Annotated in this window: 12 protein-coding genes; 6 read left to right on the top strand and 6 right to left on the bottom strand. The window is 66.4% G+C overall.

Annotated elements, in window-relative coordinates; genetic code table 11:
• Positions 1 to 44 precede the first annotated feature (44 nt).
• The 5 genes from N430_RS06765 to gtdA form a co-directional block, all read right to left on the bottom strand.
• A complete protein-coding gene (locus N430_RS06765) occupies positions 45 to 1,238 on the bottom strand; it encodes a 3-hydroxybenzoate 6-monooxygenase (RefSeq protein WP_110633961.1) in 1,194 nt (397 codons plus the stop codon).
• A 37-nt stretch (positions 1,239 to 1,275) separates the two neighbouring features.
• The gene (gene maiA, locus N430_RS06760) at positions 1,276 to 1,917 is read right to left on the bottom strand and encodes a maleylacetoacetate isomerase (RefSeq protein WP_110633964.1); all 642 of its coding nucleotides are present in this window, start codon (positions 1,915 to 1,917) and stop codon (positions 1,276 to 1,278) included.
• 18 nt (positions 1,918 to 1,935) lie between these two features.
• Positions 1,936 to 3,282, bottom strand: a complete 1,347-nt coding sequence (locus tag N430_RS06755) for an aromatic acid/H+ symport family MFS transporter (RefSeq protein ID WP_110633968.1) — start codon at positions 3,280 to 3,282, stop codon at positions 1,936 to 1,938.
• 82 nt (positions 3,283 to 3,364) lie between these two features.
• Positions 3,365 to 4,063, bottom strand: a complete 699-nt coding sequence (locus tag N430_RS06750) for a fumarylacetoacetate hydrolase family protein (RefSeq protein ID WP_110633972.1) — start codon at positions 4,061 to 4,063, stop codon at positions 3,365 to 3,367.
• A 17-nt stretch (positions 4,064 to 4,080) separates the two neighbouring features.
• Entirely contained in the window at positions 4,081 to 5,136 is a 1,056-nt protein-coding gene (gene gtdA, locus N430_RS06745) for a gentisate 1,2-dioxygenase (RefSeq protein WP_110633975.1), read from the bottom strand.
• Between the two features lie 140 nt (positions 5,137 to 5,276).
• Here gtdA and N430_RS06740 point away from each other — a divergent pair, with 140 nt between their 5' ends.
• The 5 genes from N430_RS06740 (at position 5,277) to N430_RS06715 (ending at position 13,089) form a co-directional block, all read left to right on the top strand.
• Positions 5,277 to 6,203, top strand: a complete 927-nt coding sequence (locus N430_RS06740; protein WP_110633978.1) for a LysR substrate-binding domain-containing protein — start codon at positions 5,277 to 5,279, stop codon at positions 6,201 to 6,203.
• Between the two features lie 182 nt (positions 6,204 to 6,385).
• Positions 6,386 to 8,452, top strand: coding sequence for a maltose alpha-D-glucosyltransferase (gene treS / locus N430_RS06735; protein ID WP_110633981.1), 2,067 nt, complete (start codon positions 6,386 to 6,388; stop codon positions 8,450 to 8,452).
• Between the two features lie 90 nt (positions 8,453 to 8,542).
• Positions 8,543 to 11,527, top strand: coding sequence for an autotransporter domain-containing protein (locus N430_RS06730; RefSeq protein WP_110633985.1), 2,985 nt, complete (start codon positions 8,543 to 8,545; stop codon positions 11,525 to 11,527).
• 224 nt (positions 11,528 to 11,751) lie between these two features.
• Entirely contained in the window at positions 11,752 to 12,378 is a 627-nt protein-coding gene (locus tag N430_RS06720) for a riboflavin synthase subunit alpha (protein WP_110633991.1), read from the top strand.
• Positions 12,379 to 12,387: 9 nt separating this feature from the next.
• Positions 12,388 to 13,089: a YoaK family protein gene (locus tag N430_RS06715; protein WP_110633994.1), complete on the top strand. Its 702-nt coding sequence runs from the start codon at positions 12,388 to 12,390 to the stop codon at positions 13,087 to 13,089.
• Positions 13,090 to 13,092: 3 nt separating this feature from the next.
• On the opposite strand, the gene proP is transcribed toward N430_RS06715, so the two are convergent.
• A complete protein-coding gene (proP, locus tag N430_RS06710) occupies positions 13,093 to 14,595 on the bottom strand; it encodes a glycine betaine/L-proline transporter ProP (protein WP_110633997.1) in 1,503 nt (500 codons plus the stop codon).
• A gap of 202 nt (positions 14,596 to 14,797) precedes the next feature.
• Between proP and N430_RS06705 the strand changes: the two genes are divergently transcribed.
• Positions 14,798 to 16,117 (top strand): FAD-binding oxidoreductase, encoded by a 1,320-nt coding sequence (locus tag N430_RS06705; RefSeq protein ID WP_110634000.1) that lies wholly within the window; start codon positions 14,798 to 14,800, stop codon positions 16,115 to 16,117.
• Positions 16,118 to 16,177 lie beyond the last annotated feature (60 nt).

Below are 16,177 nucleotides of genomic sequence, written 5' to 3'. Positions count from 1 at the left end.
TACCTGTGGGAGCGGGCGTGCCCGCGAAGAGGCCGGGCCTGGAATCAGCGCTTCAGGCAGTTCTCGACATGCCAGCCATACAACCACTGCACCGCATCCTGGAACTGCTCCTGCGAGCGCCCCTCCCACAGCTGGTTGCGCACCAACCGCTCGACGCCCTTGGCATGGTACAGCCGGCCCATCTCCCGCGCCGACCACAGCACCCGCGCCGTGCGCGGAATGCGGATCGACTCGTAAAGGCGGAACGCCGCCTGCAGGTCGTGCTCGCAGGCCTTGACCGCCTGCCCCAGCACCACCGCATCCTCCAGCGCCATGCAGGCACCCTGGGCCAGGTACTGAGTCATCGGGTGGGCGGCGTCGCCCAGCAGGGTCGCACGGCCTTCGCCCCACTGCTCCACCGGGTCGCGGTCGGCGGTGGCCCAGCGGCGCCACGAGGTCGGGCGGTCAAGCATCTGCCGCGGGCGCTCATGGATGCCTTCGAAGTACGACAGCACCTCTTCCTTGCTGCCATCAGTCACGCCCCACTGCTCCTCGTTGCGGCTGTGGAAGGTCACCACCAGGTTGTACTGCTGGCCGCCGCGCAGCGGGTAATGCACCAAGTGGCAACGCGGGCCGGCCCACAGCATCGGGGCATTGACGCGCAGGTCCTCGGGCATGTTCTCGACGTCCACCACGGCGCGGTACACCACGTGGCCGGTGACGCGTGCCGGGTCGCCGACCATGCGCTCGCGGATCACCGACTTGACGCCGTCGCAGCCGATCACGGCATCGGCCTGGTAACGGTTGCCCTGGCTGTCGGTCAGGGTCACGCCGTGGTCGTCCATCTCCATGCCGGCGATGTGCGTGGAAGTCTGGAAGCGGATCAGCGGGTTCTCGCGCACCGCTTCGAGGATCGACAGGTGGATGTCGGCGCGGTGGATCACGCCATAGGGGTTGCCGAAGCGCTGGCGGAACCCTTCGCCCACTTCGATGCGCCCCACTTCGTGGGCATCGATGGCGTCCATCATGATCAGGTGGTCGGTGAACACCGAGCGGTTGCGCGCAGCGTTGCCCACGCCCAGGGCGTCCAGCGCCGCGTAGGCGTTGGGGCCGAGCTGGATGCCGGCACCGATCTCGCCGATGTGCTCGGCCTGCTCCAGCAGCAGCACCTGGATACCTTGCGCGGTCAGGGCCTGGGCAGCGGCGAGGCCGCCGATGCCACCACCGACGATGATGATTTTTTGTTGTCTGGCAGTCATGGTTCGGGTCTCCGTGCAGGTGCGGGGCCTGCGTTTCTTATTGAATGAAGTCGGGTTGGCGGCCGGGGGCGGCACGCTGGAAGGCCGGCTGGGCCTGGCAGTGCTCGTACACCGCCATCACCCGGGGGTAGGCCTGCAGGTCGCAGCCCACGCGCTCGGCATTGGCCACCTGCGGCACCAGGCAGCAATCGGCCAGGGTCGCCTGCGCGCCGAAGCAGTACGGGCCAGAGCCGTAGCGTTGCAGCAAGGCTTCGAGTGCGGCCAGGCCTTCGGCGACCCAGTAGGCGTACCAGCTGTCCTTGGCCTCGGCGCTGACCTTCAGCTCGCGCTGCAGGTAGCCGAGTACGCGCACGTTGTTCAGCGGGTGGATGTCGCAGGCGATCAGCTGCGCGACCTCCAGCACCCGCGCCCGCAGCAGGGGTTCGCTGGGCAGCAGTGGCGCCTGGGGGTAGAGCGCGTCGAGGTAGTCGATGATGGCCAGCGACTGGGTCAGGCTGACGCCATCGTCGCCTACCAGCACCGGCACGCCGGCGATCGGGCTCAGTTCGCGGTGCTGCGCCTGGCGCTGTTCGCCAGCACGCAGGTTGACGCCGTGGTAGTCCACCTCCAGGCCCTTGAGTGCCAGGGCGATGCGCACCCGGTACGAGGTGGAGCTGTTGAAGAAGCTGTAAAGCTGCATGGCAATGGTCCTGCTCGATCAGAGTGTGATGTGGGTATTGGCGGGCAGCGCGGCGGCCGGCCGCACGCCTTTGAAGAAAATCGCCGCCGCGGCCAGCACGGCCGGCAGCATCAGCACGCCGAACAGCGCTTCGAAGGACAGCCCGGCGTCCATCAGCCAGGCGCCGCCGAAGGTGCCGCACACCGAGCCGATGCGCCCTACCCCGTGCGCCCAACTGACGCCCGTGGCGCGGCTGCTGGTGGGGTAGAAGGCAGCGGCCAGGGCGTTGGCGCCGACCTGCGAGCCGCTGATGCAGAAGCCCATGCCGGCCACGCTCAGGCCCAGCAGCGCGTAGTTGCCATGGCACTGGCCGATGGCGAACAGGCAACCGGCGCCACCGAGCAAGGCCAGCACCAGCACCTGGTGAGAATCGAAGCGGTCCATGGCTGCGCCCAGGCACAGCGCACCGAGGGTGCCGCCGATCTGGAACAGCGCGCTGACCAGCGCCGCCTGGCTCAGGCTCAGGCCGGTGTCCCTGACCAGCAGCGGTAGCCAGTTGGTCATGCCGTAAATGATCAGCAGGCTCATGAAGAACGCCAGCCACAGTGCCAGGGTGCCGCGGCGCAGCGGTGCCGCGAGAATCTGCCGCACCGGCGAGTGACCTTCGGCCACCTCGTCGATGCGCAGGCCCTGGCAGCCCGCCGGCAGTGCACCGATGCGCTGCAGGATGGCCATCCCATCGCCCGGCCTGCTGCGTGCGAGGTAGCGTACCGACTCGGGCAACGCCAGCATCAGCACCGGCAGCAGTGCCAGCGGCAGCACGCCACCCAGGGCCAGCACGCTGCGCCAGCCGAACAGCGGCAACAGCTGCGCAGCCACCACCCCGCCCAAGGCCGAGCCGAGGGTGAAGCCGCAGAACATGCCGGTGACCATCAGCGAACGGCGCCGTTGCGGGCAGTATTCGGAGGTCAGGGTAATGGCATTGGGCATCGCCCCACCCAGGCCCAGGCCGGTGAGCAGGCGCAGCAGCGCCAGGCTTTGCAGGTCCTGGGCGAAGGCGGCGGCCAGGCTGAAGACGCCGAAACAGGCCACCGACCCCAGCAGCACGCGCTTGCGGCCGAAGCGGTCGGCCAGTGGCCCGGCCATGAACGCGCCCAGCATCAGGCCGATCAGCGCGGCGCCGAGCACCGGGCCGAGCTCGGCGGCGCCGATCTGCCAATGTTCACGCAGGGCGGGTGCGATGAAACCGATGGCGGCCGTGTCCAGGCCATCGATGGCCGTGACCAGGAAACACAGCAGCAGGATGCGCCACTGAACGCGGGCAACCGGCTGGCTGTCGATGATGGCTTGTACATCCACGGTGTTGTTTTTGTCGGTGGAAGACATGAGCGAAACCTCCGGGCCGGCGCACAGGCGCGGGCCACGTGTAAAACCGGGAGGAAGGGCCGACCGCGCCGGCCCAGGGCAATCAGATGACCCGCACGTGCAGCTCGCCCAGGCCATCCACGCCGCCGACCATCAGCTCGCCAGCGACCACCGGGCCGACGCCTTCAGGGGTGCCGGTCATGATCAGGTCACCGGGCTGCAGCTCGAAGAAGCGCGACAGGTAGGCGATGGTTTCCGGCACCGACCAGATCAGCTTGTCGATGTCGCTGCGCTGGCGGTCCTGGCCTTCGACCTGCAGCCACAGGCCGGCCTGTGTCGGGTGGCCAACCTGGCTGGCCGGGTACAGCGCGGCAATGGGCGCAGAGGCGTCGAAGGCCTTGCCGATTTCCCACGGGCGGCCCATTTCGCGCATCTTCATCTGCAGGTCGCGGCGGGTCATGTCCAGGCCTACGGCGTAGCCGAACACATGTTCGTCGGCCTGATCCAGCGGGATGTTGCGCCCGCCCTTGCCGATGGCGGCGACCAGCTCGATCTCGTAGTGGTAGTTGCTGGTTTCAGCCGGGTACGGCAGCTCCAGGGTCTGGCCGTCGGCCACCGGGACCACGGCATCGGCCGGCTTGCAGAAGAAGAACGGCGGCTCGCGGTCCGGGTCAAAGCCCATTTCGCGGGCGTGGGCGGCGTAGTTGCGGCCCACGCAGTACACCCGGCGCACCGGGAAGCGCTGGTCGCTGCCGGCAATCGGCAGGCTGGTGGTGGCGGCAGGTTCGAACAGGTAAGTCATGGCAGAGGCTCCTCGGATCAATGGTGTTCGCGGGCTTCGCGCAGCAGCCCGAGGGCCTCCTGCACCGGCCGGTCGGAATAGCTGAACAGCACGCACTCGTCGTCGGCCTGCAGGCTCAGCGGCGCCCAGCTCGGCACCACGAAGGTGTCCTTGGGCTCGAAGTGGAAGGCCTGCCCGCCGATGATGGCGCGGCCACGGCCCTCGACCACCGAGTACACGGTGGCGTCGGTGCAACGTGCGGTCTTGCCGACGAAGCCCCGTGGCAGCAGTTGCATGCAGGTGCCGATGGTCGGCATGGCCCAGCCGCCGGTGGCCGGGTTGACGTAGCGCAGCTTGACGCCGTCCCAGGCATCCACCTCGCCCTGGCGCTCAAGGGTGGCCAGCGCTTCGCGGGTGCGGGCGTAGGGGTAGCTGAAGATCGGCGACGTGCCGTCGTGCACTTCGTGCCGCACAGGCAGCATGTTGGCGCCATAGCGGGCCAGGCTGTTGCCCTCCGGGCGGCTGACCGGCTGCACGGCTTCGGGGTAGTTCTCGGCGAAACCGGCGCCGTAGAAACGCACGGTGGGGATGTCCAGGCCGTCGAGCCAGATCACCGGCTCACCGCCTTCGGCTTCGCTCGGGTTGCCGTGGTCGTGCCAGGTCCAGGACGGGGTGATGATGAAGTCGCCCGGGTGCATGGTGGTGCGCTCGCCATCCACGGCGGTATAGGCGCCCTTGCCTTCGACCACGAAGCGCAGCGCCGACTGGCTGTGGCGGTGGCTGGGGGCGATTTCGCCCGGCAGGATCAGTTGCAGGCCGGCGTACAGGCTCGGGGTGATCGAAGCCTGGCCACGGATGCCTGGGTTCTCCAGTACCAGCACCCGGCGCACGGCCTCTTCGGCGCTGATCAGTTGGCCGGCTTCCATCAGGTACGGGCGCACCTCGCTGAAGCGCCACAGTGCTGGAACGCAGGCGGTGGTGGGCTGGGTCGGCACCAAATTGTGCAGCTGCTCCCACAGCGGGAACAAAGCCTGTGTGTCGATGCGTTGATAGAACTCGGCGCGGGCTGTGCCGATGTTGTCGTTGTTATTCATCGCTTCACCTGTGGTGGGCTGTTAAGGGGCCATGGCAGTGGCAGCGCCCCCGTGTCGAGTCGATTAAACGCCCGCTCGACATACAAAAAAAATGATATTTTCGTATGAAGCCATACCATAAAGATGATGGGAGATTCGCCATGCACTGGACCCGCCGCCTGCGCCCACGCCACCTGCAGCTGCTGGTGACGCTGGCCGAAACCGGCAACCTCAGCGACACCGCACGGCAGGCTTACACCACCCAACCTGGGCTGTCGAAGTTCCTCAAGGAACTCGAAGAAGACGCCGGCGCCCTGCTCTTCGAGCGCCACGCCCGCGGCTTGCGGCCGACCGCCGAAGGCACGCTGCTGGTGAACCACGCGCGGCGCATCCTCAGTGAGATGGAACGGGCGCAGAGCAACCTGGACGCCCTGCGCGAAGGCAACACGCCGAACGTGGCCATCGGCACCTCACCGGCCTCGGCGCCGAGCCTGGTGCCGGATGCCATCCTGTACTTCCTGGAAAAACACCCGAAAGCGCACGTATCACTGCAGGAAAGCACGATGAACGTGCTGCTCGAACGCCTGCAACTGGGGCAGCTGGACGTGGTGGTCGGGCGTGTCGACAACTACCAGCCGAGCCAGGCGCTGCACAGCGAAATGCTGTTTCGCGAACCGATGCAGGTGGTTGCCCGCCCCGACCACCCGCTGGCCGAGCGCAAAGGCCTGAGCTGGGATGACCTGTACCAGTACGACTGGCTGCTGTGGCCCCCGGCCACGCCGATCCGCAACCGCCTCGATACCGCCTTGAGCAACGCCGGTCGCAAGCCGCTGCCATGCCGGATCGAATCGTCCTCGCTGATGGCCAACCTGTGGTTGATGCAGAACAGCGACATGCTGTCGGTGGCTTCAGGGCGGGTGGCCGAGCATTTTCATGGGCGCGGGCTGCTGCGCCGGCTGGACTTCGAGCTGGAGGCGGAAGGCTCGATTGGCATGTGCTGGCGCGATGAGCCGCATATCGAGGGGGCGGTGCTGGATTTGCTGGAGAGTTTGCGCGAGGCGGCCCGCTCGCCCATTCGCAAGCCATGATCGGTGTTGGCTTCTTCGCGGGCTTGCCCGCCCCCACAGGGATCTCACCAGCCTTGAGTTTCGTAGAGTACCTGTGGGAGCGGGCGTGCCCGCGAAGAAGCCACCGCTATTCTCAAGCCGAACGATCCGCCGGCAATGCCGTCATAACTTGGGCCGGTGCCGCCACGCAAAGAGGACGCGAAATGACCCAGCCCGACCCGTCATACCTCAAATGGCTCGAAGATCGTTCGATGCTCAAGGCCTCGCAGGAGCGCGCCAGGCTGTACTCCGGCCAGTCACGCCTGTGGCAGAACCCCTACGCCGAAGCCCAGCCACGCCGCGCCACCGAGATCGCCTCGGTATGGCTGACCGTCTACCCTGACGCGATCATCGCCCCCGAAGGCTGCTCGGTACTGTCGGCCCTCGGTCACGAAGCGCTGTGGAAGCGCCTGTCGGAAATCGGCGTACAGGGCATACACACCGGCCCGATCAAGCAATCGGGCGGTGTGCGCGGGCGTGACTTCACCCCCAGCATCGACGGCAACTTCGACCGCATCAGCTTCGACATCGACCCGCTCTACGGCAACGAGCAGGAGCTGGTGCAGATGAGCCGCATGGCCGCCGCGCACAATGCCGTGACCATCGACGACCTGATCCCCTCGCACACCGGCAAGGGCGCCGACTTCCGCCTGGCCGAGCTGGCCCACGGTGCCTACCCTGGGCTCTACCACATGGTCGAGATCCGCGAAGAGGACTGGCCGCTGCTGCCCGACGTGCCCGAGGGCCGCGATGCGGTCAACCTGGCGCCGGCGCTATGCGACGAGCTCAAGCTGCGCCACTACATCGTCGGCCAGCTGCAGCGGGTGATCTTCTTCGAGCCTGGGGTCAAGGAAACCGACTGGAGCGTCACCGCGCCGATCACCGGGGTCGATGGCAAGACCCGGCGCTGGGTGTACCTGCACTACTTCAAAGAGGGCCAGCCGTCACTGAACTGGCTCGACCCCAGCTTCGCCGCCCAGCAGATGATCATCGGCGACGCCCTTCACGCGCTCGACTGCCTGGGCGCCCGCGGCCTGCGCCTGGATGCCAACGGCTTTCTCGGTGTGGAAACCCGCGCCAGCGGCAGCGCATGGTCCGAGAGCCACCCGCTGTCGATCGTCGGCAACCAGCTGATCGGCGGCATGATTCGCAAGGCCGGCGGCTTCAGCTTCCAGGAGCTGAACCTGACCCTCGACGACATCGCGCAAATGTCCAAGGGCGGTGCCGACCTGTCCTACGACTTCATCACCCGCCCCGCCTACCAGCATGCCCTGCTGACCGGCGACACCGAGTTCCTGCGCCTGATGCTCAAGGAGATGCACGCCTTCGGCATCGACCCGGCTTCGTTGATCCACGCCCTGCAGAACCACGATGAACTGACCGTCGAGCTGGTGCACTTCTGGACCCTGCACGCCCACGACATGTACCTGTACAAGGGCCAGACCCTGCCCGGCGGCATTCTGCGCGAGCACATCCGCGAGGAAATCTACGAACGCCTGTCGGGTGAGCACGCACCGTACAACCTGCGCTTCGTCACCAACGGCATCGCCTGCACCACCGCCAGCCTGATCACCGCGGCGCTGGGCATTCGCGACCTGGAACAGATCAGCCCGGCGGACATCGCGCTGATCCAGAAGGTGCACCTGCTGCTGGTGATGTACAACGCCATGCAACCGGGCGTGGTCGCGCTGTCCGGCTGGGACCTGGTCGGCGCCTTGCCGCTGCCGGCCGAGGCGGTGGCCGAGCGCATGGTTGACGGTGACACCCGCTGGATCCACCGCGGCGGCTACGACCTGGCCGGGCTCGACCCGCAGGCCGAAACCTCGGTGCGCGGCATGCCCCGCGCCCGCTCGCTGTACGGCAGCCTCGACAGCCAGCTGGACAACCCTGAGTCGTTCGCCAGCCAGGTGAAGAAGCTGCTGGCCGTGCGCCAGGCCTATGGCATCGCCACCAGCCGCCAGGTGCTGGTGCCCGAGGTCAGCAGCCCGGGCCTGCTGGTGATGGTGCATGAACTGCCGGCCGGGCGCGGCATCCAGATCAGTGCCTTGAACTTCGGCCATGAGGTGATTGCCGAGGAGCTGCAATTGACCGGCTTTACCCCAGGGCCAGTGGTGGACATGATCAACGAGACAGTCGAAGGCGACCTGACCGAGGATGGCCGGCTGATGGTCAACCTGGACCCTTATGAAGCGCTGTGCCTGAGGATCGTCAACAGCAGCGGGCATGTCTGAGGCCGGTACAGGAACTCCCGGGTATTCAATAAAAGTGTAATATCGAATGGCCATATTGGGCGCCCCTGAACAAGCACTCATGGACGCCCAATGCATTTCACGCCCAATCGCCTGGCCCTGTGCGTCGCACTGGCCTGTGCCGCCTTCGCCCCCGCCGCCTTTGCCAAGGATTACCTGATCGACAGCGCCAGCACCGATACCCTGGAGCTGAAGAAGGCCGACACCCTCAAGGTAACCGCCAATGGCAGCATCGTGGCCAGCGACGACGACGGCGTGATCCTGCCCAAGCACACCAGCGGCGCCACCCTCACCGTCGATAACGCTGGCATCATCCGCTCCACCGATGGCCGTGGCATCGACACCAAGGACGAGGGCGAAGACCTCAGCCACTATGTGATCAACAACCAGGCTGGCGCGCTGATCCAGGGCACCAACGATGGCCTGCGTTTCCAGACCAACCCTGCAGCGGGTGGCAGCCTGAGCATCGTCAACGCCGGCACCATCGAGTCCACCGTCGAAGGCCAGGCCATCGACCTGGAAACCCTGAACAACCCGGCCTTCACCACCACCCTGGTGAACCAGGCCAGCGGCGTGATCCATTCGGTGGGCAACGATGCGATCAAGACCGGCTCCAACGCCACTATCACCAACTACGGGCTGATCTACACCGACACCGCGCCGCAGGACGAAAATGGCCTGGACCAGAAGTGGGATGGCATCAAGATCGGCACCTCCACCGGCGTCACCGTGTACAACTACGGCACCATCAGCGCCGACCGCCATGGCATCGACCTGAAAAGCGACGCCACCCTGTACAACTACGCCGGTGCCAGCGTCACCGGGCGCAACGGCTCGGGCTTTGGCTCCGACGGCAGCGGCACGGTGTACAACTGGGGCACCATTACTGGCGCCATCGCCGACGGCAAGATCAACGGTGACGGCGACGGGGTCGACATCGACAACATCGGCTATGTGTACAACGCCGGCACCATCCAGGGCCTGGGCGCCAAGGGCGTGGACAGCGGTGGCCGGCCCAACGGCAGCGAAGGCATCGCCATGGGTGGCGGCACCGTGATCAACACCAGCACCGGGGTGATCCGCAGTGTCGATAACGGCATCCTGGTCGACGACGGCGCCGAAGGCTCCGGTGTGGCCGCGACCCACATTACCAACGCCGGCCGCATCGAGGGCGAAAACGGTTTCGGCATCAAGCTGATCGGCGACTTCGCCGACACCGTGATCAACAGCGGCACCATCAGCGGCGGCAATGGCCTGGCCCTGAGCATGGGCGCGGGCAACGATAGCCTGGTGGTGGAGACCGGCGGTGTGTTCAACGGCCGGGTCGACGGTGGCGACGGCGTCGACAGCGTGACCCTGAACGGCACCGGCAGCTTCGGCAACAGCGCCAACTTCGAAACGCTCAACGTCAGCGGTGGTAGCTGGACGCTGACCAGCCTCGACGACTTCAGCCAGGGCGGCGTGGTGACCGCTGGCGCCACCTTGATCAACCAGGGCAGCATCCTCGGTGAGATGCTCATCGAACAGGGCGCTACCTATGCCGGTGGCGGTTCGGTCGGTGGCCTGCACGTGAACGGCACCCTGCTGACCAATACCGGCCTGGGCGTGGCGACAATCGCGGGTGACCTGAGCTTTGGCCAAGGCTCGACCCTGGTCTACGGCGTCAACGCCGATGGCAGCAGCGCCCCGCTCAGCGTCAGTGGTACGGCCAGCCTCGACGGCGCCACCCTGCGCGTGCAGCCCAGCGCCGGCGAATACCCATGGCAGAGCCACTACACCGTGCTGACCGCAGGCGCGGTCGATGGCCGCTTCGGCCAGGTCACCAGCGACTATGCCTTCCTCACCCCAACCCTGAGCTACAGCAGCACGTCGGTAGGCCTGGACTACACCCGCAACGACGTGGCCTTCGAGCACTACGCGCAGTCCGGCAATGGCGCAGGTGCCGCACGCAGCCTGGCCAGCCTCGGGCAGAACAGCAACCTGTACAACGCCGTGCTCGGCACCACCACGGCCGGGGCCGGCAGCGCCATCGAGCAACTGTCCGGCAGCAACACCGCCAACCTGGCGGCTGCGACGATGGCCGGCGCCAGCCAGGTCGGCAGCACCATGCTCGGCGCCATGCAGGCCATGGGCAGCTCGGGCGCCCTGCTGGTGGGCATGAACGACGAGGACGGCCCTGCCCTGGCCGCCACCGGCGTACCACGCGAAGCGCGCAACCTCAACGACCCGAACGCTCAAGGGCGGGTCTGGGCGCAGGCGCTGGGCAGCTACGGCAAGGTCGATGGCAGCCATGGCGCCAGCGCTTTGGAACAACGCACCGGCGGTGGCGTGCTGGGGGTGGACTGGGCGCTCGGCGGCGACTGGCGCCTGGGCGTGCTGGGTGGCTATTCGCGTACGCGCCTGGACAGCACCGGCCTGGACGGCACCGTGCGCAGCTGGCACGCCGGCGTGTACGCCCAGCACCAGAGCGGCCCGCTGGCCGTGCGCCTGGGAGCGGCCTACAGCAGCCATGACGGCGACAGCAAGCGTGACGTGGCCTTCAGCGGCTTCAACGAACGCCTCAAGGGTGATTACGATGCCGACAGCCAGCAGGCCTTCGTCGAGCTGGGCTATGCCATGGGCAGCGGCCGCCTGAGCACCGAGCCGTTCGCCAACCTCGGCTACCAGCGCTACCACCGTGACAGCTACCGCGAGCAAGGCGGTGACGCGGCGCTGGCGGTGGATGCCGATACCCAGGACAACTTCAGCAGCACCTTCGGCGTGCGCCTGGCGCACCTGGGGCAGCTGGACAACGGCATGAGCCTGACACCACGGGCGACCCTCGGCTGGCGCCACACCTATGGCAGCATCGATACCCGCACGCGCCAGGCGTTCATCGCCGGGGGTGACGCGTTCAGTGTCGAAGGCAGCGCGATCGACCGCGACAGTTTGCTGGTCGAGGCCGGGCTGGACCTGGGGTTGAGTGCGCGGCAGAGCATTGGTGTGGGGTATAGCGGGGAGCTGGGCAGCAACAGCCGTAACCATGCGGTTGTCGGGCAGTGGCAGTTGAAGTTCTGATTGGCTGCACGCGATCTCTGTAGGAGCGGCCTTGTGTCGCGAAAGGGCCGCAGAGCGGCCCCGGCAGTTTCAGCTGCGAAGCTGAAAACCTGGGGCCGCTGCGCGACCCTTTCGCGACACAAGGCCGCTCCTACAAAAGTCCGTGCTGCTTCGCCAGCCTTGCTTTTACTGCTCCACGGGCATAGCTTCCTGATGTTTTCCTATCTGTGCCCAGGAGCAACCCCATGTACACCGGCATCGTCCAGGCCGTCCGCCCTCTGCTTGATGTGACCACCTACCCGGGCCACAACCAGTTCACCATCGACCTCACCCCGGAACTGCTCGACGAGCTGAAGATTGGTGCCAGCGTCAGTGTCGAGGGCACCTGCCTGTCGGTTACCGAAATCGACGGCACCCAGGTGAAGTTCGACGCCATGACCGCCACCCTCGAACGCACCAACCTGCACAGCTTCAAGGCTGGCCAGGGGGTGAACATCGAGCGCTCGGCGAAAATGAACGCCGAAGTCGGCGGCCACCTGATGGCCGGCCACATCGCCACCACCGCCGAGGTGGTCGAACTGTCGATCAAGGACACCGGCGCCTTCATCACCTTCCGCATGCCCCCGCAATGGGGCAAGTACGTGTTCCCACGGGGCTTTATCGGGGTCAACGGCTGCAGCCTGACCGTCGCCGATGTCGAGGACAACGTGGTGACCATCAACCTGATCCCGGAAACCCTGCGCCAGACCACCTTCGCCCGCTACCAGGCCGGCGAGTTGCTGAACATCGAGGTGGACCACCAGACCATGGTGCTGGTGGACGTGGTGGAGCGCACGATCAAGAGCACCCTCGCCCGCGAAATGCCGCGCTAAGGCCCACCCATGCTGCCCAACGCCCTGCCCGCGCGCAGCGCCAGGCGCCTGCGCCTGCAAGTGCTGCGTGGCCGCGTCGGCCTTGGCCTGGTGGCCGGGTTGTCGGTGCTGGCCGGCATGACCGATGCCATCGGCCTGCTGGCGCTGGGCGATTTCGTCTCGTTCATGAGCGGCAACACCACGCGCCTGGCCGTGGCCATCAGTGAGGCAGACCTGGCCATGGTGCTGCGCCTGAGCGGCGCCGTACTCGGCTTCGTCGCCGGTAACGCGCTAGGCGTGCTGCTGGCCCGGGGTTTCCGGCGCCGGGCCTGGCCAGTGTTGCTGGTGGTCGCGGCACTGCTTGCCTGCGCCGCGTTGTGGCCGTTTGCAGCGACGTTCCCGGCGCTGCTGGCCGCCACCCTGGCCATGGGCATGATCAATGCGGTGGTGGAGCAGGTGAACGGCCTGCCCATCGGCCTGACCTACGTCACCGGCGCCCTGTCGCGCTTCGGCCGCGGCCTGGGCCGCTGGTTGCTGGGCGAGCGGCGTAACGGTTGGCGGGTGCAGCTGGTGCCCTGGGCCGGCATGCTGCTGGGCGCCGCCCTCGGTGCCTGGCTGCAACAGCACCTGGGGTTGCAGGCGATGGCTGGCAGTGCTGCGCTGGCCTGCCTGCTGGCGCTGGTGTCGCGGTTCATTCCACGGTCGTGGCAGCGCGGCTACATGCCGCGCTGAGCCTCAGTCGATGCGCGGGTGCTGCTGTGCCAGCAGTTGACGCTTGGCCTCGAGCTCGGCGATCTGCGCGTCGATGTCTTCGATCTTCTGCTCGATGTTGTCGTGGTGCTCTTGCAGCAGTTCGCGCGCTTCTTCGATGTCCGACGCCGCGGGTGCTGCCCCCCGTAGCGGCTTGTTGGCGGTTTCCTTCATGGTCAGGCCGGTGACCAGGCCGATCAGGGCAATCACCATCAGGTAATACGCCGGCATGTACAGGTTGCCGCTGCTTTCCACCAGCCAGGCGGCGAGGGTCGGGGTCAGGCCGGCGATCAGTACCGAGATGTTGAAGGCGCTGGCCAGGGCGCTGTAGCGGATGTGCGTGGGGAACATCGCCGGCAAGGTCGAGGCCATCACGCCGATGAAGAAGTTCAGCAGCACGGCGATGATCAGCAGGCCGGCGAAGATCAGCCCGAGCGCGCCGCTGTTGATCAGCATGAACGCCGGAATGGCCAGCGCGAACAGCCCGACGCTGCCGACCACGATGAACGGGCGGCGGCCGTACTTGTCGCTCAGCAGGCCGATGATCGGTTGCACGAACAGCATGCCGACCATGATCGCGATGATGATCAGCACGCCGTGGTCTTCGCTGTAGTGCAGGTTGTGGGACAGGTAGCTGGGCATGTAGGTGAGCAGCATGTAGTAGGTGACGTTGGTGGCGATCACCACGCCGATACAGGTCACCAGGCTGCGCCAGTGCTGGGTCGCAACCTCCTTGAACGACACCTTCGGCCCCGAAGCCAGGCCCTCGCGGTCACCCTGTTCGAGCTTGTCCACGTGCTGCTGGAACGCAGGGGTTTCCTCCAGCGCATGGCGCAGGTAGAGGCCGATGATACCCAGCGGCAAGGCCAGGAAGAACGGCAGGCGCCAGCCCCATTCGAGGAACTTCTCTTCGCCAACGACGGTGTTGATCAGCACCACCACACCCGCCCCCAGCACGAAGCCGGCAATCGAGCCGAAGTCCAGCCAGCTGCCGAGGAAGCCGCGCTTGCGGTCCGGGGCGTACTCGGCGACGAAGATCGATGCCCCGGTGTACTCCCCGCCCACCGAGAAGCCCTGGGCCATCTTCGCCAGCAATAGGAGGATCGGTGCCCAGATGCCGATCGAGGCATAGGACGGTATCAAGCCGATGGCGAAGGTGCTCAGCGACATGATCACGATGGTCGCGGCGAGGATCTTCTGCCGCCCGAAGCGGTCGCCCAGGGCGCCGAAGAACAGCCCGCCCAGCGGGCGGATCAGGAACGGCACCGAGAAGGTGGCCAGCGCCGCGATCATCTGCACGCTGGGGTCGGCGTTGGGGAAGAACACCTTGCCCAGGGCGAAGGCGACGAAGCCGTACACGCCGAAGTCGAACCACTCCATGGCGTTACCCAGTGCGGCGGCAGTGATCGCCTTACGCATCTTGGCGTCGTCGACGATGGTGATGTCCTTGAGGCCGATCGGCTGGACGCTTTGCTTGCGAGATTTCATGCCCGTTTCCCTGTCGCTGAAGGCTCTAAGGGATCAGATACAACGGGACGCTAAATAATTCAGCACTGACTGTTTTTTTCTCGACATGAAGAATCGACAGCCGGAAAAGCGAATAGTAGACAATTTGTATTATGTAGATAGACAATGACAAAATGTCGCACGCGGCATGCACGCGAGCCTGATCGTTAACCGGAGTATAAAAATGCAAAAAGTCACTTCGCTGCCTGGCGACGACGCCCGTCCGGGCTGGTACCACACCAGCCCCAAGCGTCAGCCACGTCCGGGCCATTCGGGTCGCAAGGAAGCGCGCTGGACCATCGTCGGCGCCGGCCTGACCGGTCTGGCAGCGGCGCGCCAGATGGCGTTGAACTTCCCCAATGAAGAGATCGTGCTGGTCGAGGCCCAGGAAGTCGGCTTCGGCTCTGCGGGCCGCAACGCCGGTTTCGCCATCGATGTGCCCCACGACATCGGGGCCAAGGACTACATCGGCGATGTCACTACCGCGACCAGGATCCTGCGCCTGAACACCCTTGGCCAGGATTACCTGCGCGACATCGTCGAGCGCAACGGCATCGACTGCCAGATGTCCGACTCCGGCAAGTACCAGGCGGCTGTCGGCGCCAAGGGGATCGCCATCCTCGAGGCCTACCGCAGCGGCCTGGAGAAGATCGGCTGCAGCTCCACCCTGATCGACGAGCAGGACCTGCCCGCGCACATCGGCACCTCGTACTACAAGAAGGCCCTGCACATCCCCGGCACCCTGCTGCTGCAGCCCTCGGCACTGGTCAAGGGCCTGGCCGACCACCTGCCGGCCAACGTCACCCTGTACGAAAACACCGCGATCACCTCGATCGACCAGGGCGAGCGCATCACCCTGGTGCATGCGCACGGCAGCATCGTCACCGACAAGCTGATCCTGGCCAACAACGGCTTCGCCTCGGCCTTCGGCTTCCTCAAGGGCCGCCTGCTGCCGACCTTCCTCTACGCCAGCCTCAGCCGCCAGCTGAGCGAGGAAGAACAGGCCCGCCTGGGCGGCCAGCCGGTGTGGGGGGTGATCCCGGCACACCCGTTCGGCAGCACCGTACGGCGCACCGCCGACAACCGCATCCTGATCCGCAACAGCTTCAACTTCTACCCGGACGGCCGCCCGCGTGCCAACGCGCTGCAGCGCCACCTGCCAACCCACCGCAAGTCGTTCGAGCGGCGCTTCCCGATGCTCGGCAACGTCGAGTTCGAATACTCCTGGAGCGGCGCCATCTGCCTGTCGGAAAACCACGAAGGCTTCTTCGGCCAGCTGGCTCCGAACGTTTACGGTGCACTGTGCTGCAACGGCCTGGGCATCACCCGTGGCACCGCCACCGGCAAGCTGCTGGCCGACTGGCTGGTGGGCGAGCGCAACGAGCACATCGACTTCCTGCTGTCCTCGCCCGGCCCGAACAAGACCCCGCCGCAACCGTTCCTGTCGATTGGCGTGAACTCGGTGCTCAAGTGGGGCCAGTTCCGCGCCGGCCTGGAAGTCTGACCCAAGCGGGCCGCCAGGCCCGCATCCACGCGTTCTTGCATCACCTACCGTTCAAGAGAG

The sequence above is a fragment of the Pseudomonas sp. CC120222-01a genome, assembly GCF_003097235.1.
Classification (GTDB): domain Bacteria; phylum Pseudomonadota; class Gammaproteobacteria; order Pseudomonadales; family Pseudomonadaceae; genus Aquipseudomonas.
Note: the sequence above shows the minus strand (reverse complement) of the source record. Positions and strands in the feature narration are given on the sequence as shown.